A 23,061-nucleotide genomic window follows, 5' to 3' on the forward strand; every position below is an offset into this window, starting at 1 on the left:
CCAGAGGCATCCTCCCGCCGCCCCCACCGAGCGGGAGGATGCCCGCTTCCTCTCCCCACTTCCCCTCCTTCCTCCCCCCTTCCTCCCCCCTTCCTCTCCCTCACCCCTGACGCTCCATCAAGAAGGCGGACCGCTTTGGACACACACGCTGCCTCCTCGCTCGCACCACCATCCGTGCCGCTCACGACCCGGCGGGATGTTCGGCTCGTCACGCGCGGCGATCATCTGTACGTCTGCGCGAGCACCGGCATGCTGCGACTGCCGCCCCCTCCGGCCGGTCCCCGGGAGGACAGGGACGGGAATCTCCTCCTTGACGTGCTGCCCGAGCGGGTGGTCCAAGGGCTCCGGGCCCGCGGCCTGGTCCACCAAGGAGGTGAGCGGGAGGCCCACCCGCTGTACGCCGCCGGTGGCGACGGATCCGAGGATCACGTGGTGGCCGTCGCCGATGGCGCTCTCGGGGAGGCAGTCGCGGCGCAGCTTCGGCGGGCCGGAGTGAGGACGGCCTCGGTCGAGCCCCCGCGGGTCGGAGCACAGGCCCCGGCCGTGGCGGTCCTGCCGTTGTCCCTGCCCGAGCCCGTGCTCCAGCGATGGACCGAGGTGTCGATGGACAGCGGCGTACCGCTTGTCGTCCATCTGAACACCCCGAGGCGGCTGCTGTCCGCCACTCTCACACCGCCCCACACACCCTGCCCGGTGTGTCTCGTGCGCCGTATCCGCGCGAACCACGTCTGGCAAGCGGTGGCCGATCTGCCGCTCGACGTGCTGCTGGGGGCGGCCGACAGCGACGCGTGGCCCACCACCGCCATCGCGTCCGGGCTGCTGGCCCACGAGACCCTCAGGCTCCTCGGTGGCCGGCCGGGACCGGGACGGGGGGTCCTCACCGAGTTCGACCACCAGGAGCTGGAGCGCACCCGGCACGCGCTGTTCCACACTCCCGGCTGTCCCGGCTGCTCCTCACGCGCCCGTTCGCCACGTCGCGACGAGACCGGGGACACCGACGTGGGCGCCTGCTGGGAGCGGATGCGCGGCGCCGTCGACCCGCTGACCGGACTCGTGCTGGAACTCCGCGTGGACGACGGAGCCGGGGAAGAGGGCGACACGACATACGCGCGCACCGCCGGACGCACCACGACGAGTTGGTTCTCGCCGGTGGACGCCGAGGCACGTGGAGGGGCCGTCAAGAGCGATCCGGTCACCGCCCGGGTCTGCGCCGTGGGCGAGACGATGGAGCGCTACGCGGCCGGAGTCTATGGTCGCGACCAGCTGGTGCGAGCCTCTTTCACCGACCTTGGCGACGAGGCCGTCGACCCCCGTGACCTGCCCTTGGGTTCAGCCAAGGAGTACGCCGACCACCCCCGCTACGGCCCCTTCGAGCCCGACACCGCGATCGACTGGGTGCGGGGACGCTCCTTGACGACGGGCAGGGCGCGGTACGTGCCGGCCTGCGCGGTCTATCTGCCCTACCGGTTCCCCAAGAACCACCGGGCATGGTTCGATCCCATCTCCACCGGGCTGGCCGCGGGCAGTTGTCACGAACACGCGGTGCTGGCCGGGCTGATGGAGGTCGTCGAGCGGGACGCGAGCGTGGTGTTCTGGGAGAACCGCCTCACCCTGCCCAGTCTGGACCTGACGAACCTGCCGGACGGCGTACCGCGTCGCATCGTCGACAAGCTCACCGCCGCCGGCGTCGCGGTCACGGGCAAGGACCTCACCACCGATCTCGGTATCCCGGCCTTCGCCATCCGCTGCCAGGAAGACACGGAGCGGCGGCCGGTGACCGTACACGCCGCCCGGGCGGACCTCGATCCTCACGCGGCCCTCCTCGGCGCCCTCGAAGAGGCATGCCTGGGCCGCGCCGGCGCGGCCACCTGGCAGAAGGAGCTCGACGCCGGTGCCCGTATCCCCGCCGCGGACGCGGCGCTGGACACGCTCAGGGACTTCAGCCTCTACTACTGGGACCACGACCGGGCACGGCACCTGGAGTTCTGGCACGACGGCCCCTCAAGGCCCGTCCCGCCGCCCAGGCCCTCCCAGGGGTTCCAGACGGACGTCGACGAAGCGGTTCGGCGCCTGGCGGCGCGGGGCTATGAGGCCATCAGCGTGGACATCACCCCCATCGACGTCGCCGAGTGCGGTGTATCGGTCGTGCGCTCCCTGGTGCCCGGCCTGTGCCCGATCACCCTGCGCAGCGACTTCCACCGGCGGGGTGGCCCTCGTGTCTTCCACGCACCGGTGGCCATGGGAGTTCGTACGACCCCCCTCGGCGAGGACGATCTCAACCCCCTGCCGCTGCCCTTCCTCTGATCCGCCGAGGCCCTGTCTGACACATAGCGCCGTCCGCCCGGAGGGCGGGGCTCGGGGCGTCTGGTGCGTGTGATCGCAAGGCGGAGGGTCGTTCTCGTACTGGACGTACTTGGACGAGCCCGACAACGCGGCGAGCGCGCGTGCCAGGCGTCGCGAGCCAGGCGGGATTTGTCAGACAGGGCATAGGCCCGGACACGCTCAGGAAGGACCTATACCGCGTGGACACGCGAACGCTCTTCCGCCGAAACCCCGACCTGCTGCTGGAGTGGGACGACGATTCCGGTTCCGTGCTCGTCGATTCGCGCAGCGGCCGGAAGTTCGTCGCCAAGCCCGAACTGGTCGATCTGCTGCATCGGCTCGACGGCCCACTGACGGCGGACGAACTCAACGCCCGGTGGCCGCACCAGTCGGACGCCGACACGACTCGGACGCTGCTCGAACGGCTGGCCTCCGCGGGCATCGTCCGCCATGACGGCAAGGAGGACGCCGAACCCGCCGCCGACGGCCTGACACCGTACGAACGCGCCTGCCACGCACAGGCCGGGCGCGGGCCCCTGCCCGGCACGCGGCGCGGCACACCGCCGCCGGCCCGACTGTGCCACCCCGAGGCCACCGGGACCGTTCCCCTGCCGGATACCCGCGACCTGCCGAGCCGGACGCTCGCGGAGGTGCTTGCCGAGCGGCGCAGTGTCCGCGACTTCGCCACCGAACCGGTGCCGTTGAGGCTCCTCGCCGCGTTCCTGGACCGGTCCGCGCGGGTGCGCGGTTATCTGCCACCGCGCTCCTACGAGCAGACGCAGCGCCCCGCGCCATCCGGGGGCGCCCGGCACAGCCTGGAGATCTACCTGATCGCCCGCGACGTGGAGCGCCTACTGCCCGGGGCGTATCACTACGACGCGTTCGACCACGCCCTGCACCGGCTGTCCGACTGGAACGAGGACCTCGCCGCGCTCCAGCACCGGACCATCACCCTCCCGGCGCTGCTCAACGAGGCGCCCCCGGCGGGGCTCTACCTCGCCTCCCGCGCGGACCGTACGGGCTGGAAGTACGCGGGGATGGCGCTGAGCATGATCTACCGCGACACCGGCTGTCTGTTGCAGACCATGTGCCTGACCGCCACCGATCTCGGCCTGGCGTCGTGCCCGACCGGACGGATGGAGGTGCCGGTGTCGGCTCCTTTCCTCCAGCCGTACGAGCAGCGGCTCCTCCACGTCGGAAACCTGGCGCTGGGCCTGCCCGACCCCTCCGCCACCACAACGGCTCCGACACCGGCCGGCCTTCCGGCAGGCTGAACGGAAGACCGAGGCAGGATGAGCCCAAGTGGGGTCGGCCGCCCGGCCGACAACCGAAGGCGGCGGCCCCCGAGTAGCGGCGGATGGCGGGGATCCTTGTCAGTCAGCGGGTCACCGTCGTCTCCCGTTCGACGCGTGACAGCTTCTCGGGATTGCGCACGAAGTAGAGCCCCGTGATCAAGCCGTCGTCGATCCGTACCGTTACGACACCGTCGATCTCCCCGTTGAGCCGGACGATCAGAGCCGGGCAGCCGTTCATCTGGGCCGGCTCGACCGAACCTTCGCCGCCGATCCTCGGCAGACCGACCGCCAGCAGGCGAGCCACCTCATCGGCCCCCACGACGGGCCGCGGCACGGCCTGTTTGACTCCACCACCGTCACCCAGGAAGACGACATCCGGTGCCAGCAGGTCGAGCAGACTCTGCAGGTCGCCCGTTTCGACCGCTCGTTGGAACGCCGCGAGCGCGCCCCGGGTCTCGGCCGCGGAGACGACCTCACGCGGTCGGCGGGCCGCGACATGGGTGCGCGCCCGGTGGGCGATCTGACGGACCGAGGCCGGGCTCTTGTCGACGGCTTCCGCGATCTCGTCGTACCCGAGAGCGAAGACCTCGCGCAGCACGAACACCGCCCGCTCGGTCGGCGCGAGCGACTCCAGCACCAGCAGCATCGCTGTCGAGACGCTGTCGGCCAGCTCGACGTCATCGGCCACATCGGGCGTGGTCAGCAGCGGCTCGGGCAGCCACGCACCGACATAGGACTCCTTGCGGCGCGCGAGGGTACGCAGCCGGATCAGCGCCTGGCGCGTGGTGATCCGGACGAGATACGCACGCCGCTCCCGCACCGTGTCGAGATCGACGCCCACCCACCGCAACCAGGTCTCCTGTAGGACGTCCTCCGCGTCGGCGGCCGAGCCGAGCATCTCGTAGGCGACGGTGAACAGCAGATTGCGGTGCGCGACGAACGCCTCGGTCGCGTCGGCCGAGCGGTCGCGTCGGCTGATGTCTTCGCCGCGGCTTTCGGACGCGGTCCCCGACGTGCCGGTCATGGGCGGGCTCCCTCTCCACTTTCGACTGGATCACCCACCAGACGACGGCCGCCGCCGTTCTGTGACACCGATCCAGCGACCGCGGCCACCCGATCGCGTGGTACGCGTCACATCTCCGCGCCGTCACAAGAACCGGCCCGCCGGCATCTCGTGTTCGTCCAGCAAGCGACACCACGAGTGAGGAAAAGCCATGGAAGCCCGTTTGAACCTCTCCGCCAGCCCCGTCGCGGCCAAGTCCCTGAAGCACTTCGCCTCGGCGAGCATGGCCCTGTTCAAAGGCTCGACGCTGCCGAAGGCGACCCAGGACCTGGTGCTGCTCCGCGCCAGCCAGATCAACGGCTGCGGCTATTGCACCGACGCGCACAGCAAGGACCTCGCGCACGCCGGAGAGGCCGCGGTACGCGTCAACCTGGTCGCGGCCTGGCGGGAGTCCACCGTCTTCACCGAGGCCGAGCGCGCGGCCCTGGAGCTGACGGAGCAGGGCACCCGCATCGCCGACGCGGCCGGCGGCGTCACGGACGAGGCCTGGGCGAATGCCGCCGAGCACTACGACGAGGAGGAACTCGCCGTTCTGGTGCTGCTCATCTCCCTCATCAACGCCTCCAACCGCATGGGCGTCATCAATCGGATGCCGGGCGGCGCCTACCAGCCCGGGCAGTTCGGATAGGGCGACTACCAGCACGGGCAGTTCGGATAGGAGGACTGTCCCGGAGCGGTCGGGTGCCTGAGCTCTCGTCACCAGGGGGTTCTGACCAGGGCTTTAGACTATTCCTTTACCTTCTCTTGGTCATCCTTGTACCTTGGGGGTCTCACGCCAGAGGGAGGAACACAGGGTGGACGTCTCCATGACCATGTGGGTACTCACAGTCGTAGGGCTGTGTGTACTCATCGCGGCCGACTTCTTCATCGGCGGCCGCAAGCCGCACGAAGTCTCGATGAAGGAAGCGGGCACCTGGTCGATCGTCTGGATCGCCCTCGCCGCCCTCTTCGGCACCGGCCTGCTCATCTGGGGCGACGGACAGGCATCCGGTGAATTCTTCGCGGGCTACATCACCGAGAAGTCACTCAGCGTCGACAACCTCTTCGTCTTCGTCCTGATCATGGCCAAATTCTCCGTCCCCACGATCTACCAGCAGCGCGTCCTGATGATCGGCGTACTCATCGCCCTCGTACTGCGCGCCGTCTTCATCGCCGTGGGCGCGGCCGCCATCAGCACCTTCGCCTGGGTCTTCTACATCTTCGGCGCCTTCCTCATCTGGACCGCCTGGAAACTCATCCAGGAAGCACGGGCCGAGGAAGAGGAGGACTGGGAACCGGGCCGCCTCATGCGGGCCATCCAGCGCCGCGTGCCGTCCACCGACAAGTGGCACGGCACCAAGATGACCATCCGCGAGAACGGCAAGCGCCTGGTCACCCCGATGCTCATCGTCATGCTGGCGATCGGCATCACCGACGTGCTCTTCGCCGTGGACTCCATTCCCGCGATCTTCGGCCTCACCCAGGACCCGTACATCGTCTTCACGGCCAACGCCTTCGCCCTCATGGGCCTGCGTCAGCTGTACTTCCTCATCGTCGGACTCCTCAAGAAGCTCGTCCACCTCGCCTACGGCCTGTCGGTCATCCTCGGCTTCATCGGCGTCAAACTCGTCCTGCACGGAATCCACGAGACAACAAGCCTCCACGTACCGGAAATCTCCACCCCCGTCTCACTCGCCGTCATCTGCGGCGTACTGGTCATCACCACCATCACCAGCCTCGCGGCGTCGAAGAAGGCATCGAGGACAGCGGAGACGGCGGCGGAGACGGCGGCGGAGCACGCCGGGAGCGACGACCAGGGGAAACCGACCGAAAGGGCGGACGCCCAGAGCTGAGCCGCCTCGCCCGGCACACGTCCGGCCGCCCCACCAACGACGTTGGGGCGGCCTGCGGACTTCAAGATAGTAGCCATGGATATAATCTCCATGTACTCTATTTGGCATGAGCAAGGTTCCGCCGGGTCCCACGCCCGGCTTCCTGGTATGGCGGCTCGCCAACAAATGGCGCGTCGCGGTCGATCGCGCGGTGGCTCCGCTGGGTCTCACCCACGCGCAGTACGTACTGGTCGCGTCGCTGCGTGGCATGCAGCGCACCGGCGAGCGGCCCAGCCAGCGCCGACTCGCCGACCACACCGGCCTGGAGGCGCTGTATGTCTCGAAGCTGGCGCGTGCCCTGGAGTCGGCCGGTCTGATCGAGCGCACCCGGGACCCCCGTGATCCGCGCGCCGTACAACTCGCCCTCACCGAGCAGGGCCAGGCCGTCACGCGGCAGGCCGTCGCGGTGGTCCAGGAACTGCTTCAGCAGCTGCTGGAGCCGCTCGGCGGCCTCGACGCCCCCCGGACGCGCGCGTTCGCCGACGAGCTGACGACCCTGCTCAACGTACCTCTCACTCCATCCGTGACGAACGACGAGAGCACTCAGGGGACAACACCATGACCACCACATCCACCGCCGCCGAACCCGTCGCCGACGCCCGCGCCCTCGGCCTGGCCCACTACGCCGCCCGCGGCGTCCTGGAGCACGTCCTTGCCCGGCACGGCATCACGTTCCAGCAGCAGATCGCCCTGCGCGCCGCCATCAACGCCGACACCCCGCGGACGGCGGACGATCTCGTCACTCTGGTCCAGGGCTACCTCAAGGCCGATCCGGCCGGCATCCGCGCCACTCTCGATGAACTACTGGCCGAGCAGCTGCTCGTCAGGGACGGCGCGCACCTTCTCCCCACCGAGGCGGGGCGCGAGCTGGCGGCCACCGTCGGCGCGGAGACCGCCCCCGTCAGCGCCCGTGTCTGGGGCGGGATACCCGCCGCGGACCTGGCCGCCGCCGGCCGCGTCCTCGCCCTGGTCACCGAGCGCGCCAACGCGGAACTCGCGGCGATGAACGCCTGAACCGGGGCCGCCCCGGCGCCCGACCACCCGGCCGCGACATAGACAAAACGTCGAAGATCGCTCCGCGGGGCCGCCCGGACCCCGCGGAGCGTGGGCCCGGTGTGATCTCCGGCCAGCGCCGCCCGCCGCCCTACTCCTCGTCGTCGCCCTTGTCGTCGCCCTCGAAGAAGTCACCGACCTCGTCGACGGCTTCGGCCGCGACCATCCCGCCGACGACACCGACGGCCAGCCCCGCGGCTCCGGCCGCGATCATGGTGCCCATGCCGGGTCCTGAGCGGTGGCCTTGCCCTTCGGCGTGGTGATATTCGCCGTGACCGTGGGAGTGGCTCCCGCCGTGGTGCGTGTCACCGTGCCCGTGCCAGCCGTGGGAGCCGGGGGAGCCGTACTCGGCCCGGCGTTCGACCAACTGCCGCACCCAGCCGTCCACCTCGGCGTACCAATTGACCTGTCCGACGTCGTCGTGGCTGACGGCGAAACGGGATACCGCGTCATGACCGCCGGAGAAGAGGCCGCCGCGCTTGTCGGCCTCCAGGACCACTTCCATGCCGCCGGGATGGGCGAGGAAGGTCACCTCGATCTCGTTCACCTGGTGCGCGTACTGCGCGGGGGGCGTGAGTTCGATCTCCTGGTAGAAGGGCAGTTCCTGGCCGGTACCGTGGATCCGCCCGTACTCAAGATCCGCGGACTTGAACCCGAAGCCGAGCTGTCCCAGGGCTTCGAGGACCGCCTCCTGGGCCGGCAGAGGGCGTACGGAGAGCGGGTCGAGATCACCCTTGTCCCTGGCGCCCGCCACCGACACCTCGGTGCGTACGCCGAGGGCGATCCACAAGGGATGGCCGTTCAGTTCGGTGACCGGGGTCTCCCAGGGCAACGCCACACTGAACGGGATACCGCGTCGCTCGTCCTCCGCGAGGCGGAAGTCGCCGCCGACGCCGAACCGGGCGAAGACGACCGTCCCGTCCGACTCCCCGCCGTCGTGCTCCACCTCGACCCGGGCCACAAGCTCCAGGGTGATGTGCTCGATCGTGAAGTCGGCGCCGCCGCCCTTCAGATGAACCTGCCCGGTCAGCGCGCCACCGGGCAGCACCGCGTCCGCGTCGAGGACCGTGTCCACCGCGAGGCCACCCATGCCGAGTGAGCCGAGCAGCCGCTTGAACACCATCGTCGCGTTCACTCCTTCTCTGTTGCGAGTCGTCCCTGAACCGCGGCCCGGTGCGCCGGAATCACGCGGAACGCACCGAACCGCGGCGCGTGATTACTTGGCGGAGGCGCCCAGCACGGCCAGAGCCTGCGCCCAGCGCGTGTACTTGAGGTCGGCCAGATCGGCGACGGTCTTGACGCCGAACGCCTCCTGGAGCAGCTCCCCGTCCCGGTCCGAGACCCCCTTCAAGGCTGAGACAGGTGCGGCGAGGATCTCGGGCAGCGCCTTGTCCGCCCACGCCTTGTCCAGCATCTTGTCCAGGTCGATCGAAGCCACGAAAGCCCTCCCAGGGGAATACGGGTGAATGAGGAAACGCCCAACACGCCTTGCCGGAGGGCAGCCGGAAGCCCCGGGCGCCCGCGCAATATCTACAAGGCTGTAGAAGCATAGGCATGGGGTCGTGCTCCTGGCCGACGCCCTTGGCCGATCCGAGGAAACAAGTCCGAAAATCATCCGGTTGGGAGTCGCATCGCGCCCAGGGGGCCGACGCTGCCACGTGAACGCCGACAGGCGGCGGCGGTCTCTGCCGACGAACCGCCGGGCCCGCGACTCGCGCGCCGGCCGAAGCGGACTAGGTCCTGTCCGGTCGATCGTCGCGGGCCCGCGACGCCTGGCACCGCACCTCGCCGCGTTGTCGTCAGTCGCCCAAGTACGTCCAGTACATGGGCGATCCTCCGCCTTGCGATGCACGGCACCAGACGCCGCGGGCTTATCCGCGAAGATCGACCGGACAGGACCTAGGCCCGCGTGCGCCCGGAGCCGAGTGGGCGAGCCGTGCGGGGTTACGGGGTTCCTTCAAGGGCAACGGACGCTTCGGGGGCGGGGAGTTCACCGCTGCACGTGGTCCGGCCGAAGGCGCCGGTGGCGGTGGCGCGTTGAACATGCTTGCCGCGTACGGTCAGGGTGCAGCTGGCCGTGCCGCCCTTCTCGCCGAGGGTGACGTTGACGATCGGGGAAGCGCCGAGCGGAACGCTCACGGTCTTCTTCCACGGCAGGCCGGCGTTCGTGACCACGTCCGCCTTGTCGCCGTCGGCCCCGCGGTAGGAGATGTCGGCCGCGCCCTCGCCCAGCACCTCGTAGGTCACCTCGGCGGCGGGCGTCGCGGCCCGCTCGTCCGCCGGCGTGTCCTCGGCGTCGAGGACTCCGTAACCGACGAACGCGCCGCCGGCGAGCAGCAGGGCCACGGCGACGGCGATGCCGCCGCGGGTGCCGCGGCGCTTGTCCTGAGCTGGGGAAACCCTTGTGGTGTCCGGGGTTTCGGGCTCTTCCAGTCGTGCCGGTTCTGGGGTCGTCGGCATGGCCGCGCTTTCTGTCGAGGTGAATTCGCCTGGGTTATACACCATCGGATTCGACGAATACCAGGTGATGGAGAATTCGTGCCTGACAACCCCAATCGGCATCATTCAGGACAGTGTGCCGGGGCGGCGAGACCGGTCGAAAGACTCTGGGCCTCGGGCGGGGGCGCGAGCATCATCGGCCAGTCGTCATAGGTCGCGAGCAGCTCGTCCAGTGGAACGTCCGGGCCCGCCGTGAAGACGGCGGTGCCCTCGGACAGTCGTACGGACGACTCCGGGCCGGCCGCTGTCCGCGTGCTCAGGACCACCACGGCTTCCGGGTCGACGGCCGACCGTCCGGGGAAGTCGGCGGGGTCCACGCCGACCGCGCGCAACGCGACCGGGTACACGGCGACGTCGACCACCAACTGCCCGCCGTCGCGTGTGTGCTCGGCCCAGCCATCGGTCCGCAACAGGCAGGCCCACCCGTTCATCTCGTGACAGTAGTCGCCGAGCCGGACCACGGCGCGCTCCCCGGGAGCGCCGTCGGGATCCACGAGGAGGACGACGACGGGCACGTCCGGTTCGTCGGGGTCGATGCCGGGACGCACGTACAGCCGGGCCATCGAAGGCCTCCGAGGGAAGGTTCGGTTCGGATGGGCAAAAGTACACGACGCGTGGGGTGCGCTGATCTTCGTCGGTGCCGACGGTACGCGCGAGGGCGTGTCTCCGCGAAACACGCCGATCCGGGTCCCTCGCCGGACGGAGCGGGACCCGGACGCGTGATGCCTGTTCCTCCTACTCGCGTCGGGAGGTGTTGATGCCATCCAGGGTGCTACAGCCTCGCCAGACCGTGTTCGCGGGGCCGGGCGGGTTGAGGGTCAGGTCACCGGCGTCATCGTGTTCCAGGAAGAACCGGTAGTGCCGGAGGTCCTTGAGTGCGGACAATGTGCGGGTCCAGTCGATGTCGCCCTTCCCGACGTCGACGAACCGGAACTTCCTGCCTCCCGCGCGGGTGCCCGCGGCCGCCGTACGGTTGCCGTTCGGGTCCCACTTGACGTCCTTGATGTGGAACGCGACGAATCGGTTCCCGTGCTTCTTGATCCACCAGTACGGGTCCTCGCCCGCGACCGTGACCCAACCCAGGTCGACCTCGAACTTCACGTAGCGGGGGTCGGTGTACTCAAGCAAGGTGTTGTAGAGCGGGACGCCGTTCTCAAGGGCGAACTCACTGTCGTGGTTGTGGAAGAAGAAGCCGCCGAAGCCCTGCGAAACGGCGTGCTCGCCGCACTCGTTGAACACTTCCGCCAGGGCCTTGAAGCCCTCGCTCGTATTCGCACCGGATCCAGCACCGGGGAAGCCGAACATGCTGCCGGTCCCGACATGGGGAAACCTGCCGAGCGTCTGGGCGTCCTCGAAGATCTGCATTCTGCCGTCGTGGGTCAGCCACGGATTCGGGAGGTTGGCTCCACGTGGGCCGAAGTGGTTGCTCACGATGCGAAGTCCGTGCGACTGGATGATGGACCTGAGCTCGGCCGTCGTCTTCGTGTAGTAGTCACCGGCGAGTTCGAGTTCCCGGACACCGGCGTCGTGGACGGCTTCCAGGGCGACGTCGAGGTTCTTGTAGTCACTGCCGATCAACTGGCGGACGGTGAAGATCTGCAGGCCTATGCGGTCGGCCGGAATCACGTTCGGCCCGCCACTGGGACGGCCCTGCGGCGAGGAGGCGAGGGCCGAGGCCGGGCTCGCCTGGGCGGTGAGCGCTCCGGTGGCCAGTACGCCGGCACCGGCACCGAGCACGGCGCGACGACTCAACTCGTTGTCCACAGGCTCTCCTTCTGTACTGGCGCGGCCCTACGGCCGTCGCTCTCCAGCGCTGCCGTGCCGACCATAGGGCGATGGCAGAACTTTCAACAAGAGTCCGGCAGAAGTCTGTAGACCAACGTGCATAAGTGGGCAGGGCGACGGTAAGAAGTCGGCATCGACGCAAGACTGATCCCGATGTTCAGCCCAGCCGTCGATCCGAAGCGGGGGGTTCGAGGCTCGTGGACCATCGTCTTGTGGCGTCGCCGTGTGGTTCCTCTCGCCCATGCCCCAGCGCGCATCCCCGCCATGTGCGTCGGCTCATCGCGGCGCGGCGGCTACTGGGGGGTTCCCCGGACCCGGCGTCGGGGCTCCCGACGCGCTCGTACGCCCCGGCTCCGGCGCGGGCCCACCCGGACCGGGCTTCGCGGCAGTGCGAACACCGCCGGCTGCCAAGCCGTTCGGTCACGCACCTGGGCGGCCGTCGCGACAGGCCTGCCTGTCCGTCAGGCGGCCCGCCGGGGCACCCGCGCGGCCTCCCGCCGGACCGGCGCCGAGGCCGGAGCGCCGCCCGTGCGCGTGACGCCGTCGTCGAGATGGATGGTGCGGGTGGCGAGCCGGGTGAGGGCAGGCCGGTGGGTGGTCATGACCGCTGTGCGACTGTCGACCAGGTGGCCGAGCGCGCGGACGACGAGATCCTCGGCCACGTTGTCCAGTCCCGTGGTGGGTTCGTCGAGCAGCACAACGGGGGCGTCGGCAAGCAGGGCGCGGGCGATGCCTACGCGTTGGCGCTGGCCGCCGGAGAGGCCGGCGCCCCGGTCGGCGAGGCGGGTGCCCAGGCCATCGGGCAGGCGTTCGGTGAACTCGGTGACCAGGGCTGCCTCCGCCGCCCGGGCGATCTCGTGCGGGCCGGCGTCGGGGCGGGCGTAGCGGATGTTGTCGGCGATGGTGCCGGAGAAGAGGAACGTGTCCTGTAGCACGACCGCGATCTGGCGGTGCAGCCAGATGGTGGGGATGTCGGCGAGGGGGAGTCCGTCGAGGAGCAGGTGGCCGCGGGTGGGCGCGTAGAGACCGGCGATGAGGGAGAGCACGGTGGATTTTCCGGAGCCATTGGGTCCGAGCAGCGCGAGACGTTCGCCGGGGTGGACCGTGAGGTCGAAGTGGTGCAGGACCGGGCCGCGGCCGTAGTCGAGGGTGATGTCGCGCAGGTCGATTCGGCCGGTGGCTCGGGCGGGCATCCGCCGGTGTGGTGCCGGGGGCGGGGGTGGCTGGTCGAGGATGGCGGCGACGCGTTCCGCGGAGGCCGCGCCCTGGGGGAAGGTGATCGAAAGGCGGGACATCGATCGCATGGGCTTGATCATGTCCTTGAGGTAGCTGGTCACCACGACCAGCAGCCCGACGGTCCACCAGTGGTTCACGACACCGAGGCCGCCCGCCCACAGCAGCGCCGCGGTCGCCACCGCCGCGGCGGCTTCGAGCAGTGGAGTGAATCGGGCCCGCAGTTCGACGCTGCGCAGACCGGCGTTGAGGGTGGTGCTGTTGCTGGTGGCGAAATGCGCGTCGTGCAGGTCCTGGCGCCCGAAGGCGTGGATGGTGCGGATGCCTTGAAGGGATTCGGTGACGAAGGTGGCGAGGTGTCCTTCGGCCGCGCGCTGGCGCCGTTCCGTCTGGCGGGTCAACCGGGTGTAGCGGGCGGCCGTGAGGAATATCAGCGGGGCGCCCCCGATCGCGATCAGCCCCAGGCGCCAGTCGACGGAGAGGATGACCGTGGCGTAGCCCGCGAGGGCCAGCAGTCCGGGCAGAAGTGTGGAGAACAGGTCGACCAGAGCGTCCTGGATCCGGCTGGTGTCGATCGCGATGCGGCTCGTCTGTTCCCCGACGGCTTGCCGGTCGTGGTAGCTCATGGGGAGCCGTTGCATATGGGCGAAGACGTCCGTGCGGATCTCCGCCGTGATCCGCTCTCCCGCGCTGTTCATCACACGGTCACCGAGGTAGTCGAACGTCCCCGACGCGAGAGTGATCAGCAGCAGTGCGGCGGCGGCTACGCTCAGCATGGCCAGCGGTGACGAGCCCACGATGCCCGTGAGCCAGGTCAGCGGGCCGCTGGAGTGGCCCTTGAGTACGTTGTCGATGACCAGTGCCAGCGGCCAGGGTGCCGCCAGGTCGGCGATCAGTTCTCCGATGCGCAGCCCCACACCGAGCAGCAGCGTGCCCAGGTGCGGGCGACCGTAGGAACGGAATCGCCACAGGTATCGCATCATTCCCACGTCGGCTCTGCGGTCCCTCATCTGCCCACCTCCGCGGTCAGCTCCGCGCGGGCGGCTTCTCTGAGGGCTGCGTTGCTCGCGCCGGGGCGTATGCCGTGCTCGGCCATGGCGCTCAGCACCACCGGCGCGAGTCCGGGGTCGGCACCCGTGATCGCCGACAGCATCCGGGAGAACTGGCGGCGCTCTTTCAAGGCGTCCTTGGTCAGCCGGGCGGTACCGGCCCCGGCCGACTCCATGCCGCGCAGCAGCGCCGCGTCGAAGCGCGCCGCGTCGGCACCCGTGGCGACGACCCGCTCACGAGCGGACCAGCATGCCGAGGCCCACACGGTGCCGTCGGCGTGCGGGTCCCGGTCCCGTCCGCCCACGAAGTGCGCCATTGTCCACCGGGGTTGCAGTTTGCGGCGCCGCGGGTCCCACTCGGCGATCGCCCCGCGGTGCCAGCCGTAGATGTCCGAGGTGCCCAGGAGGATGGCGGTGAGGAGATCTGCTGTGCCCTCGTCCAGGGCGATCTTCCGGTTGGTCTGCTGCGCCGGGGGACGCAGCCGGTTGAGCCGGAAGTCCGCGGTGTGCCGGCACAGATGATGGCCGACCTCGTGACAGATGATCGCGGCGTTGTGTGCGGGGGCGCGGAAGTACCGGCTGCCACCCAGCGCCGGGACGAATCCGGCGCCGCCCCCGAGATGGACCTCACCCGCACAGCTGAGAGTGGCGGGCTCGTCCGTGAGCGACGACCTGGGAAGCCGGTAATGCCCGCCGCGCCAGCGGCGGGGCTGGTCGTGCATCCCGATTCTGACCAGCAGGCGCGGGAGAGGGTGGCCGAGCAGGGTCGAAGCGAACCGCAGCGCACGCTGGACGTGGAAGGCCGTGTTGGTCACACCGAACGCCCGGGCCTGCCGGTCCGTTTCGGCGTCGGCCAGGGGGCCACCACCGGCCGCCGGGTCGAACATCAACGAGGAGCCGGTGAACAGCGGCCCGCCACGCTCGTCACGGACCGTGGCCTCGGGCATGACCACTTCGGTCGGCCGCAGTTCAAGGACGTCCAGGGCGGCTTCACGCAACTGCCCCGGCCAGAGACGTCCGTCAGGTACGTAGACGATCACTGGGATCACGGGGCATCATCCCTGGACAGCGGCGTCGGCAAGAGGTCCCGCCGTGGCGACGGTCCCGGCGACCGGTGCGCGCACCAGGTCCACGGCCGCGCCGTTTGCCAGCTGTGGCGGGGACAGGACCGGCAATCCCGTGGCCGCGTGTGCTTCCTGGGAGGCGAGGGGGCTGGCGGTGACCAGACCGCTCACCATGCGGACGGGGACCCCCAGTCCCCGCAGGATCGTCACCCCGGCCGCCGCGTCCAGCGCGTTGGCCGCCGCCAGTACGACACCGTGGGCGAATCCGGGCAGGCACTCGGCAAGCGCCCGTGTCTCGGACTGCAACAGCCCGTCGGCGATCTCCAGGACGACCGCGTCCGCACCGTCGTCGACCAACGCGTCGCGTATGGCGGTCATCGTGGTCCGCAACCGCTCGACCGGATAGCCGAACGTGGAGGACATACCGAAGTCGAGGAATTCGGCAACGGTGCTGGCGCCCGCGTCGATGTACGTCCAGCGGTCCTTGCCGCTGCCGGAACCGGTGACCTTGCCCGCACCGGCGGCCAGTCCGGCTCGCGTCCAGCCACTCACCATGGCCGACGCCGTCGTGGTCTTGCCCGCGTTCATCGACGAGCCGAGCACGACCAGAGTGCCCCACTCCGGCGCCGCGTGCGGCGACGGCGTCCGCGCGTAGTGTTCCAGCGACAGGGGCATCCCGGACCGGTCGTTGAGCGTGCCGATCACCTTCAACTCGGTCGGTGGCTGCCGTCGCGCATGCGCCGAGGCGACCGTTCCCACCAGGCCGCCCGCCGTGAGCAGATGAACACTGGGCCCGGTCGGCAGATACCCCTCGTAGAAGTCCGTGGCATACCGGTTGCCATATGCACCCACCACGATGTCGCCGCAGTAGAGACGGACGCGCCGACCGTGGACATCCTCCAGATGGTCGAGCTCGCCCAGGTGGGCCACGGTGGCGACCACGAGATCCCCGAGCTGCGGCTCGCGAACCGACCCACCGGGCACGGTCGCGTCCCGATCGTCGATTCTGCGGGTCACATAGCCCCACTTGGCCCCAGCGAAATCTCTCATCACAGATCCTCATCCGGTGCGGATCGGGCCCGTGCCGGCGCCCGAACGGGTGTCGTCCATTCGATTCGCTCATCCCATGTTCGGTGCTCCCGGGAGCGACCGCATTGTGACGGCGACCCTGGTGGGCGCCCCGGCGGTGACCATGCGCGTTGGTACAACTGGGAGACTCGGAGAAGTCCGAGGAGACGCCCACTGCCCGTGGCCACCCGATCAGCTCAGTACGGGGTGCGGGGCTCGGGCGTGGGCTGGATCCTGTGCCTCGCTGGTCCGCTTCACTGGTCGGCGAGTGCGCTCTCAGCCTCCCGCTGATCGGAAACCTGGTTGTACAGCAGGCGCAGCGCGTCGGCCGAGGCGCTGTCGTTGGGTGTATAGACCTCAAGCCGGTGGTCCGGGCTGTCGGGCTGGAGCCACACCTGGTAGTCGACCTCCACCCCTCCGACGGTCGGGTGTCGCAGCCGCATGGTGCCCACGGTGCAATCCGCGACGTCGCCTTTGGCCCATAGCGTCGCGAAGTCTCCGCTCCGCATGGCGAGTTCACCGATCAGTTCGGCCAACCGGGCGTCGGTGGGGTACCTGCCCGCGGTGAGCCGCAGGTAGGCGACATGGGTTCGAGCGAGTTCATCCCAGTTTCGGTGCAGGTCGCGGGTGAGAGAGTCCAGGAAGAACATCCGGGGGATGGACGGCCGTCGCGCGAGATCGTGAGGCGCGTCGAAGTCGATGTGTTCCGCGACGAGGGCCTTTCCCGTGCGGTTCCAGGCAAGCACATCGCCGCGGCGGCCCAGCACGACAGCCGGCGTGGTTCCACCCAGGGACGCCAGGAGCGCCAGTACTCGTGGGTGCGGTCTTTCATGGCGGGGACGGACCAGGCGTGATGTGGCGGGCTGACGGGCGAGGTTGTGCAGGTGGGCGGTCTCGGCCGGATCGAGCTGGAGCGCGTGGGCGAGCGCGTCGAGGACCTGTTGGGAGGGTGTACCGGCCTGACCCTGTTCCAGCCGTGTGTAGTAGCCGGCGCTCACGCCGGCGAGCTGCGCGAGCTCCTCACGACGCAGGCCCGATACGCGGCGGGCGGTGCCGTAGGTGTGCAGTCCGACGTCGGCGGGCGTGACCCGGCCGCGGCGGCTCTTGAGATATGCCCCGAGGCTCTCCAGCTCCATGCTGCGAGCGTAGGCGCGACGGTCCGTGTCCGGGTGTCCCTGGGAGGTGTACCCATGACACGGGTCTGGTTGCCGAGCGGTCGGCGGCGCACTGTCAGCGGCATGAATGATCAGTGTGTTTCTCACGCACCCGGTCTGCGGGAGTGGCTCGGTCTGTCGGTGGTGCTCGGGCCCGTACTGCTGGTCGCGATGGATGGTTCGGTGCTGTTCCTGGCCATGCCCAAGGTCGCCGAGGAGCTGTCCCCGACCGCCGATCAGGCGTTGTGGATCCTGGACGTCTACGGATTCGCCGTCGGGTCGTTGCTCATCGCGTTCGGCAACATCGGCGATCGGTACGGCCGGCTGAAGTTGCTGATGACAGGCGCGGCGGCGTTCGGCGTCGGCTCGGTGGGAGCGGCGTTCGCACCTGGGCCGGAACTGCTGATCGCCTTCCGGGCGCTGATGGGCGTGGCCGGTGCCACTCTGCTGCCGTCGGCGCTGGCGGTGCTCAGCGAACTGTTCGCCGACCCACGTCGGCGAGCACAGGCGATCGGGATCTTCGCGGCCACCTTCGCCGGCGGGTTCGCGCTCGGCCCGGTCATCGGCGGACAACTGCTGAGCAGGTTCTGGTGGGGATCGGTCTTCCTGATCAATCTCCCTGTTGTCCTGCTGTTCCTGGTTCTCGCCCCGATCCTGCTCCGTGAGGTGCGCGCCACCCGAAGCGGCCGCATCGATGTCTTGAGCGTTCCGCTCTCCGCCGCGGGCATCCTGCTGACCGTCTACGCGATCAAGCATGCCGCTGTGGAGGGGCCGGACGCGACGGCGGTGGGCACGGGGATCGCCGGTATCGTCACCCTGGGGTGGTTCACCCGGCGGCAACTCCGCCTTGAGTTCCCGCTGATCGACTTCCGTCTCTTCCGTGACCGGGTGTTCACGATCGCGGCCATCACCGGGCTTCTGCCTCTGGCCGCGTGGTCGGCGGTGGCCTACCTCGGCGGCGTCTATCTCCAGTCCGTTCTTGGGCTGCCCGTCCTGGACGCGGCGCTGGTCGCGCTCCCCGGCGCCGCTGTGCTCACCGTCACCTGTGTCGTCACACCGGTACTGGTCGCACGTATCGGCACCCGCGCGGCGCTCATCACCTGCCACTTCCTCATCGCCGCGGGTCTGCTCCTGCTGTTGCCCACCAGCGTCTCCGGCGGGATCGGCTGGTATACGGCGTCCACCGTCATCGCCGGCATCGGTTACGGCATCTCCTTCAGCGTTGTCGCCGACACCGCCGTCGCCGCGGTTCCCGCGGAACGTGCCGGGTCCGCGGCGGCGATCGCCGAGACCAGCAACGAGATCGGCAACGCCCTCGGCATCGCACTCCTCGGCTCGCTGGCCGCCCTGATCTTCCGGCTCCAGGGACCTGACCTCGCCGACACCCTCAACGAGACACTCCAGATCCCCGGCCTCACGCCCGCCGTGATCGGCCACGCGAAGACCGCCTTCGTCACGGGTCTGCACGCCGCTGCCGTCATCGCGGGCATCCTCCACGGCGCACTCGGTGCGTTTGCCCTGCGCCGGATACCGAGAACCTTCCGCAGCACAGGCGACGCCTGAAAACCCGGACCAGGCGCCCTTCCGCGGCGTCCAGGACCGGTTCGGCGCCGGCGCGTACGGGCCGGGGCAGCTCGGTCCACGCCGAGCGGCGCGGGTGGACATCGGGCAGTCGTGCGATTCCCACACCTCTGAAGTCGTCGCTCGCAACCGTCACCTGGCCGGAGAAGAGAACGGCGACGTCAGGTGTGACGGTGGACATCGTGACGGATGCGATGCGGCGAGACCTGCGGTCAACGTGCCCCGCTCAGTCGGTTTCGGATGTCTGTCGAGGGCGGGTGGAGTAGACCTTGTGCCACTGCTCGGCCGAGCGGACCAGGTCGTCGATGACGTGGTGGAGGAACTGGCTCGTGTTCTCCAATCGGGCACCGGCAGGGGTGGTGACGCCAAGCTTCCGCGCTCCGGCCGCGCAGGCTTCGGCGATCCGGGTCTGGTTGCGCGCGCTGGTCATGATGGAGGTGAACACCGCGCCGTCTTCGATGACGTAGCGCTCGGCGCGGCTGCGGGGGTCGCGCTCGCGCTTGATGAGTGCCTGGTTCTCCAAGTAGCCGATGGCCTTGGAGACGGAGGCGGGACTGACCCGCAGGCGTCGCACGAGGTCCACCGAGGTGAGGCTGCCGCTGTCGGTGGTGAACAGCGCGGCGAGCACCCTGGCCATCATCTGCGGGAGCCCGGCCTGAATCATCAGCTCCACGCTCTGCGCGCCCACCTCGTCCACGATCCGCGAATCGCGCCCGCCGAGGTCGACCCTTCCCGGTGCGGTCGCCGGCGCAGGGGTCCTGCGCTGACGCGCGTGCCCTGCGCCCGCTTGGTGCGCCGCCTCGGCGTGGTAGCCGCGCGGCCCACCATGGCGCATCACCTCGCGGGTGACGGTCGAAGTCGGCCGCCCGATGCGGCGGCCGATGGCGGCGTAGGTCAGCCCCTCGCGCAGCCCCGCGGCGATCTGCTGCCGGTCCTGGAGCGTGAGTCGGTCGCCGGGCATCGGGGCGTCCTCCACTGTTCGACGTCCGGACCAGCTTAATGCAACGCCCCTTCCGTTGCATTACCTGGCATTCACCATGCAACGATTCACCTTATCTAGCTGCACCTATGTGGTTGCTTCACATGAATGCGATTGACGAACCAACGAATGCAACGCAACTATTACTGAGCCATGAAGGCTGGCTGAAAGCTCATCGACGGAAGCGAAACCCATGACCACGACCACCAACCTCGGTCCCCCCGCCCTCTCGGCGACCGCGGTACGCAAGGCGTACGGCGACCACGTGGTGCTGAGCGGCATCGACCTCGACATCCCCGCAGGATCGGTTTTCGCGCTGCTCGGCCCGAACGGCGCGGGGAAGACCACCATGGTGCAGATCCTGTCCACGCTGATCCGCCCGGACGCCGGGGACATCAGGGTCGTCGGCCACGACGTGGTCAGGGATCCGGACGCGGTCCGTGCCGCGATCGGTGTCACCGGCCAATTCTCCGCGGTCGACGGCTTTCTCACCGGCGAGGAGAACCTGCTTCTGATGGCCGACCTGAACCACCTGCCCCGCCGGGAACGGCGGCAGTGCGCCACCGACCTGCTGGCGCGGTTCGACCTGGTGGACGCGGCTCGCAAGCCCGCAGTGATGTACTCCGGCGGGATGCGCCGTCGCCTGGACCTCGCGATGACGCTCGTCGGCCGACCCCGGGTGATCTTTCTCGACGAGCCGACCACCGGCCTCGACCCGCGCAGCAGGCGGACCATGTGGGAAATCATCCGCCGTCTGGTGACCGACGAAGGCGTCACGATCTTCCTCACCACCCAGTACCTCGACGAGGCCGACCAGCTCGCCGATCGAATCGCGGTGCTGAACCAAGGAATGATCGTCGCCCAGGGCACGGCAGAGGAGCTCAAACGGCAGGTCGGCGGCGGCCACATCACCCTGCGGTTCGCCGACGCACGCGGCCACGACTACGCGGCCCAGACCCTGGACGTGCTGTCCCGCGACGATGACGCACTCACTCTGCAGGTCTCCAGTCAGGGCGACATACGGTCGTTGCGCGTACTGCTGGACTGGCTCGACCGCGCCTCGCTCACCGTGGACGAACTCCAGGTCCACACCCCGGATCTCGACGATGTCTTCTTTGCGCTGACAGGCAACCCCGTCGCGGAACAGGAGCCCGTCCGATGAGCACCGCCACCCACGCCTTCACCGATTCGGTGACCATGCTGCGCCGCCAGTTGCGGCACATGCTGCGCTACCCGACGCTCACCCTCACCGCCGCCGGGGTTCCGGTGATCTTCCTGCTCCTGTTCGTCTACGTCCTCGGCGGCATTCTCGGCACCGGCCTCGGCGGACCATCGGGCGGCCGGGACACCTACGTGAACTATGTCGTCCCCGGCGTCATCCTGATGACCGCGGCCACCGCGGCCCAGGGCACCGCGATCTCGGTGGCCATCGACATGACCGAGGGCATCGTCGCCCGGTTCCGCACCATGGCCATCGCCCGGGTCTCGGTGCTCACCGGCCACGTGCTGGGCAGCCTGGCCCAGACCCTGCTGAGCATGGCCATTGTCACCGGCGTCGCACTATTGGTGGGCTTCGAGCCCACCGCGGACTTCGGTGAGTGGCTCGGCGTGATCGGCGTGCTCGTGCTGATCATCTTTGCGCTCACCTGGTTGTCGGTCGCGCTGGCCATCATGGCCAAGAGCGTCGCGGCCGCGAGCAACATGCTGACGCCACTGATGATCCTGCCGATGATGGGCAGCGGATTCGTCCCCACCGACTCGATGCCCGCCGGGCTCAAATGGTTCGCCGACTACCAGCCGTTCACCCCGTTCATCGAGACTCTGCGCGGGCTGCTGATGGGCACCCCGATCGGCGACAACGCGATTCTCGCTATCGGCTGGTGCGCCCTGATCGCCCTGGGCGGCTACCTGTGGGCCAAGAAGCTCTACAACCGGGAGCCCACGCGGTGAGCCGACCACTCACCCCGCACCACGAACCGCACGTGATGCGGCTGAGCGGCGTGCGCGAAAGGATGAACCTGGTTCTGGTGCGCTGCGCAGCCTGTGGGCGCGGTCGGCGTCCAGGTCGGGCACGGGGCGAAAACTCTGGATTGAGGTGACGGAGCATGGAGATCAACGGATCGGTCGCGCTCGTGACCGGCGCGAACCGGGGAATCGGGCTGGCGTTCACTCGCGCTCTGCTGGCCCAGGGGGCGGCCAAGGTGTACGCGGGCGTCCGCCGCCCCGAGGACTTCGACGAGCCCGGTGCGCGGGCCGTGCGCCTCGACGTCACCGACCCTGATCAGATCGCGGCCGCCGCGGCGACGGTGTCCGACGCGACGATCGTGATCAACAATGCCGGGATCCAGGCCGGACCACCGCTGCTGGAGGGGTCCCTGGACGGCGCCCGGAAAGAGCTTGAGGTGAACTATCTGGGCACCTGGGCCGTGTCCCGGGCCTTCGCCCCTGTCCTTGCCACCAACGGCGGCGGAGCCCTGGTGAACATGTTGTCGGTGGCTTCATGGCGGGCCAACAACCGGTTCCCCGGTTACGCGGCGTCGAAGGCTGCCCAGTGGTCGCTGACCAACGCACTGCGCGTGGCACTGCGGGACCAGGGCACGCTGGTCGTCGGCGTGCACGTGGGCTACGTCGACACCGACGCGACCCTGGCGGTCGACGCTCCCAAGGTGGAAGCCGCGGAAGTGGCCGCGAAGACGATGGACGCGATCAGCCACGACGAGCCGGAGGTTCTCGTCGACGAGACCGCCCGCCGCGTGCGCGCCGCACTGTCGGGCCCACTGGAGCTGCTCTACCCGACCGCCTGAAGCCGCACGCACAGGACCGCGGGATCGCGAGGTCGGGCTGTGTCCGCGAGCAACCGTGAGGTGGATGCGTGAGCACGGACAGTGACGTTCTGTCAGGTCTGTGCGATCACGGTCGAACAGAAGTGGTGTGCCTGAGCGTCGTGGTTGGTCCCTGCGGCCAAGCACGACGGCCGGCGCTTCTCGGGTCTCTAGGCTTCGTCGAAAGGTCTCGCAGTGCCCGGCGTGATCCCAGCCCCCATGG

Annotated in this window: 21 protein-coding genes; 10 read left to right on the forward strand and 11 right to left on the reverse strand. The window is 69.3% G+C overall.

What is annotated here, in order from left to right; all coding sequences use genetic code 11:
• Window positions 1-135: 135 nt before the first annotated feature.
• Window positions 136-2,304 carry a TOMM precursor leader peptide-binding protein gene (locus tag ABTZ59_RS20230; protein ID WP_351405016.1) on the forward strand — a complete coding sequence of 723 codons (2,169 nt, stop codon included), beginning with the start codon at window positions 136-138 and terminating at the stop codon, window positions 2,302-2,304.
• 218 nt (window positions 2,305-2,522) lie between these two features.
• Complete coding sequence (locus ABTZ59_RS20235) at window positions 2,523-3,596, forward strand: SagB/ThcOx family dehydrogenase (RefSeq protein WP_351405025.1); 1,074 nt, start codon at window positions 2,523-2,525, stop codon at window positions 3,594-3,596.
• Between the two features lie 103 nt (window positions 3,597-3,699).
• Here ABTZ59_RS20235 and ABTZ59_RS20240 read toward each other — a convergent pair whose 3' ends face one another.
• Window positions 3,700-4,641 carry an RNA polymerase sigma-70 factor gene (locus tag ABTZ59_RS20240; protein WP_351405039.1) on the reverse strand — a complete coding sequence of 314 codons (942 nt, stop codon included), beginning with the start codon at window positions 4,639-4,641 and terminating at the stop codon, window positions 3,700-3,702.
• Window positions 4,642-4,831: 190 nt separating this feature from the next.
• On the opposite strand from ABTZ59_RS20240, the gene ABTZ59_RS20245 reads away from it, so the two are divergent.
• From ABTZ59_RS20245 to ABTZ59_RS20260, 4 genes are all read left to right on the forward strand, one after another.
• Window positions 4,832-5,308: a carboxymuconolactone decarboxylase family protein gene (locus ABTZ59_RS20245; RefSeq protein WP_351405046.1), complete on the forward strand. Its 477-nt coding sequence runs from the start codon at window positions 4,832-4,834 to the stop codon at window positions 5,306-5,308.
• A gap of 178 nt (window positions 5,309-5,486) precedes the next feature.
• Window positions 5,487-6,512, forward strand: a complete 1,026-nt coding sequence (locus tag ABTZ59_RS20250) for a TerC family protein (RefSeq protein WP_351405055.1) — start codon at window positions 5,487-5,489, stop codon at window positions 6,510-6,512.
• Window positions 6,513-6,618: 106 nt separating this feature from the next.
• Window positions 6,619-7,113 carry a MarR family winged helix-turn-helix transcriptional regulator gene (locus ABTZ59_RS20255; RefSeq protein ID WP_351405072.1) on the forward strand — a complete coding sequence of 165 codons (495 nt, stop codon included), beginning with the start codon at window positions 6,619-6,621 and terminating at the stop codon, window positions 7,111-7,113.
• Window positions 7,110-7,565, forward strand: a complete 456-nt coding sequence (locus tag ABTZ59_RS20260) for a winged helix DNA-binding protein (protein WP_351405082.1) — start codon at window positions 7,110-7,112, stop codon at window positions 7,563-7,565. The genes ABTZ59_RS20255 and ABTZ59_RS20260 overlap by 4 nt, the downstream gene beginning before the upstream one ends.
• Window positions 7,566-7,695: 130 nt before the next feature.
• On the opposite strand, the gene ABTZ59_RS20265 is transcribed toward ABTZ59_RS20260, so the two are convergent.
• The 9 genes from ABTZ59_RS20265 to ABTZ59_RS20305 all read right to left on the reverse strand — a co-directional run bounded on the left by ABTZ59_RS20265 (window position 7,696) and on the right by ABTZ59_RS20305 (window position 17,438).
• On the reverse strand, window positions 7,696-8,727 hold the full coding sequence (locus ABTZ59_RS20265; RefSeq protein WP_351405090.1) for a sporulation protein: 1,032 nt from the start codon (window positions 8,725-8,727) through the stop codon (window positions 7,696-7,698).
• A gap of 93 nt (window positions 8,728-8,820) precedes the next feature.
• Complete coding sequence (locus tag ABTZ59_RS20270; protein WP_249950301.1) at window positions 8,821-9,042, reverse strand: hypothetical protein; 222 nt, start codon at window positions 9,040-9,042, stop codon at window positions 8,821-8,823.
• Window positions 9,043-9,548: 506 nt separating this feature from the next.
• Window positions 9,549-10,064, reverse strand: a complete 516-nt coding sequence (locus ABTZ59_RS20275; protein WP_351405104.1) for an MmpS family transport accessory protein — start codon at window positions 10,062-10,064, stop codon at window positions 9,549-9,551.
• A 101-nt stretch (window positions 10,065-10,165) separates the two neighbouring features.
• Window positions 10,166-10,666: a hypothetical protein gene (locus ABTZ59_RS20280; protein ID WP_351405111.1), complete on the reverse strand. Its 501-nt coding sequence runs from the start codon at window positions 10,664-10,666 to the stop codon at window positions 10,166-10,168.
• Between the two features lie 172 nt (window positions 10,667-10,838).
• Complete coding sequence (locus ABTZ59_RS20285; protein ID WP_351405120.1) at window positions 10,839-11,867, reverse strand: sugar phosphate isomerase/epimerase family protein; 1,029 nt, start codon at window positions 11,865-11,867, stop codon at window positions 10,839-10,841.
• Between the two features lie 482 nt (window positions 11,868-12,349).
• Window positions 12,350-14,131 carry an ABC transporter ATP-binding protein gene (locus ABTZ59_RS20290; protein WP_351405130.1) on the reverse strand — a complete coding sequence of 594 codons (1,782 nt, stop codon included), beginning with the start codon at window positions 14,129-14,131 and terminating at the stop codon, window positions 12,350-12,352.
• Window positions 14,128-15,219, reverse strand: coding sequence for a hypothetical protein (locus ABTZ59_RS20295; RefSeq protein WP_351405136.1), 1,092 nt, complete (start codon window positions 15,217-15,219; stop codon window positions 14,128-14,130). Before ABTZ59_RS20295 ends, ABTZ59_RS20290 begins: the two co-directional genes overlap by 4 nt.
• 6 nt (window positions 15,220-15,225) lie before the next feature.
• Complete coding sequence (locus ABTZ59_RS20300; protein ID WP_351405141.1) at window positions 15,226-16,284, reverse strand: DUF1611 domain-containing protein; 1,059 nt, start codon at window positions 16,282-16,284, stop codon at window positions 15,226-15,228.
• A 272-nt stretch (window positions 16,285-16,556) separates the two neighbouring features.
• Window positions 16,557-17,438 (reverse strand): helix-turn-helix transcriptional regulator, encoded by an 882-nt coding sequence (locus ABTZ59_RS20305; protein ID WP_351405149.1) that lies wholly within the window; start codon window positions 17,436-17,438, stop codon window positions 16,557-16,559.
• 102 nt (window positions 17,439-17,540) lie between these two features.
• On the opposite strand from ABTZ59_RS20305, the gene ABTZ59_RS20310 reads away from it, so the two are divergent.
• Window positions 17,541-19,019 (forward strand): MFS transporter, encoded by a 1,479-nt coding sequence (locus ABTZ59_RS20310; protein ID WP_351405156.1) that lies wholly within the window; start codon window positions 17,541-17,543, stop codon window positions 19,017-19,019.
• A 244-nt stretch (window positions 19,020-19,263) separates the two neighbouring features.
• On the opposite strand, the gene ABTZ59_RS20315 is transcribed toward ABTZ59_RS20310, so the two are convergent.
• A complete protein-coding gene (locus ABTZ59_RS20315; RefSeq protein ID WP_351405163.1) occupies window positions 19,264-19,998 on the reverse strand; it encodes a GbsR/MarR family transcriptional regulator in 735 nt (244 codons plus the stop codon).
• Window positions 19,999-20,209: 211 nt separating this feature from the next.
• Here ABTZ59_RS20315 and ABTZ59_RS20320 point away from each other — a divergent pair, with 211 nt between their 5' ends.
• From ABTZ59_RS20320 to ABTZ59_RS20330, 3 genes are all read left to right on the forward strand, one after another.
• Window positions 20,210-21,178, forward strand: a complete 969-nt coding sequence (locus tag ABTZ59_RS20320; RefSeq protein ID WP_351405181.1) for an ATP-binding cassette domain-containing protein — start codon at window positions 20,210-20,212, stop codon at window positions 21,176-21,178.
• Window positions 21,175-21,966 (forward strand): ABC transporter permease, encoded by a 792-nt coding sequence (locus tag ABTZ59_RS20325; RefSeq protein ID WP_351405198.1) that lies wholly within the window; start codon window positions 21,175-21,177, stop codon window positions 21,964-21,966. Before ABTZ59_RS20320 ends, ABTZ59_RS20325 begins: the two co-directional genes overlap by 4 nt.
• 155 nt (window positions 21,967-22,121) lie before the next feature.
• Complete coding sequence (locus ABTZ59_RS20330; protein ID WP_351405204.1) at window positions 22,122-22,820, forward strand: SDR family oxidoreductase; 699 nt, start codon at window positions 22,122-22,124, stop codon at window positions 22,818-22,820.
• Window positions 22,821-23,061 lie beyond the last annotated feature (241 nt).

The organism is Streptomyces sp. NPDC094034, assembly GCF_040303865.1.
Taxonomy (GTDB): domain Bacteria; phylum Actinomycetota; class Actinomycetes; order Streptomycetales; family Streptomycetaceae; genus Streptomyces.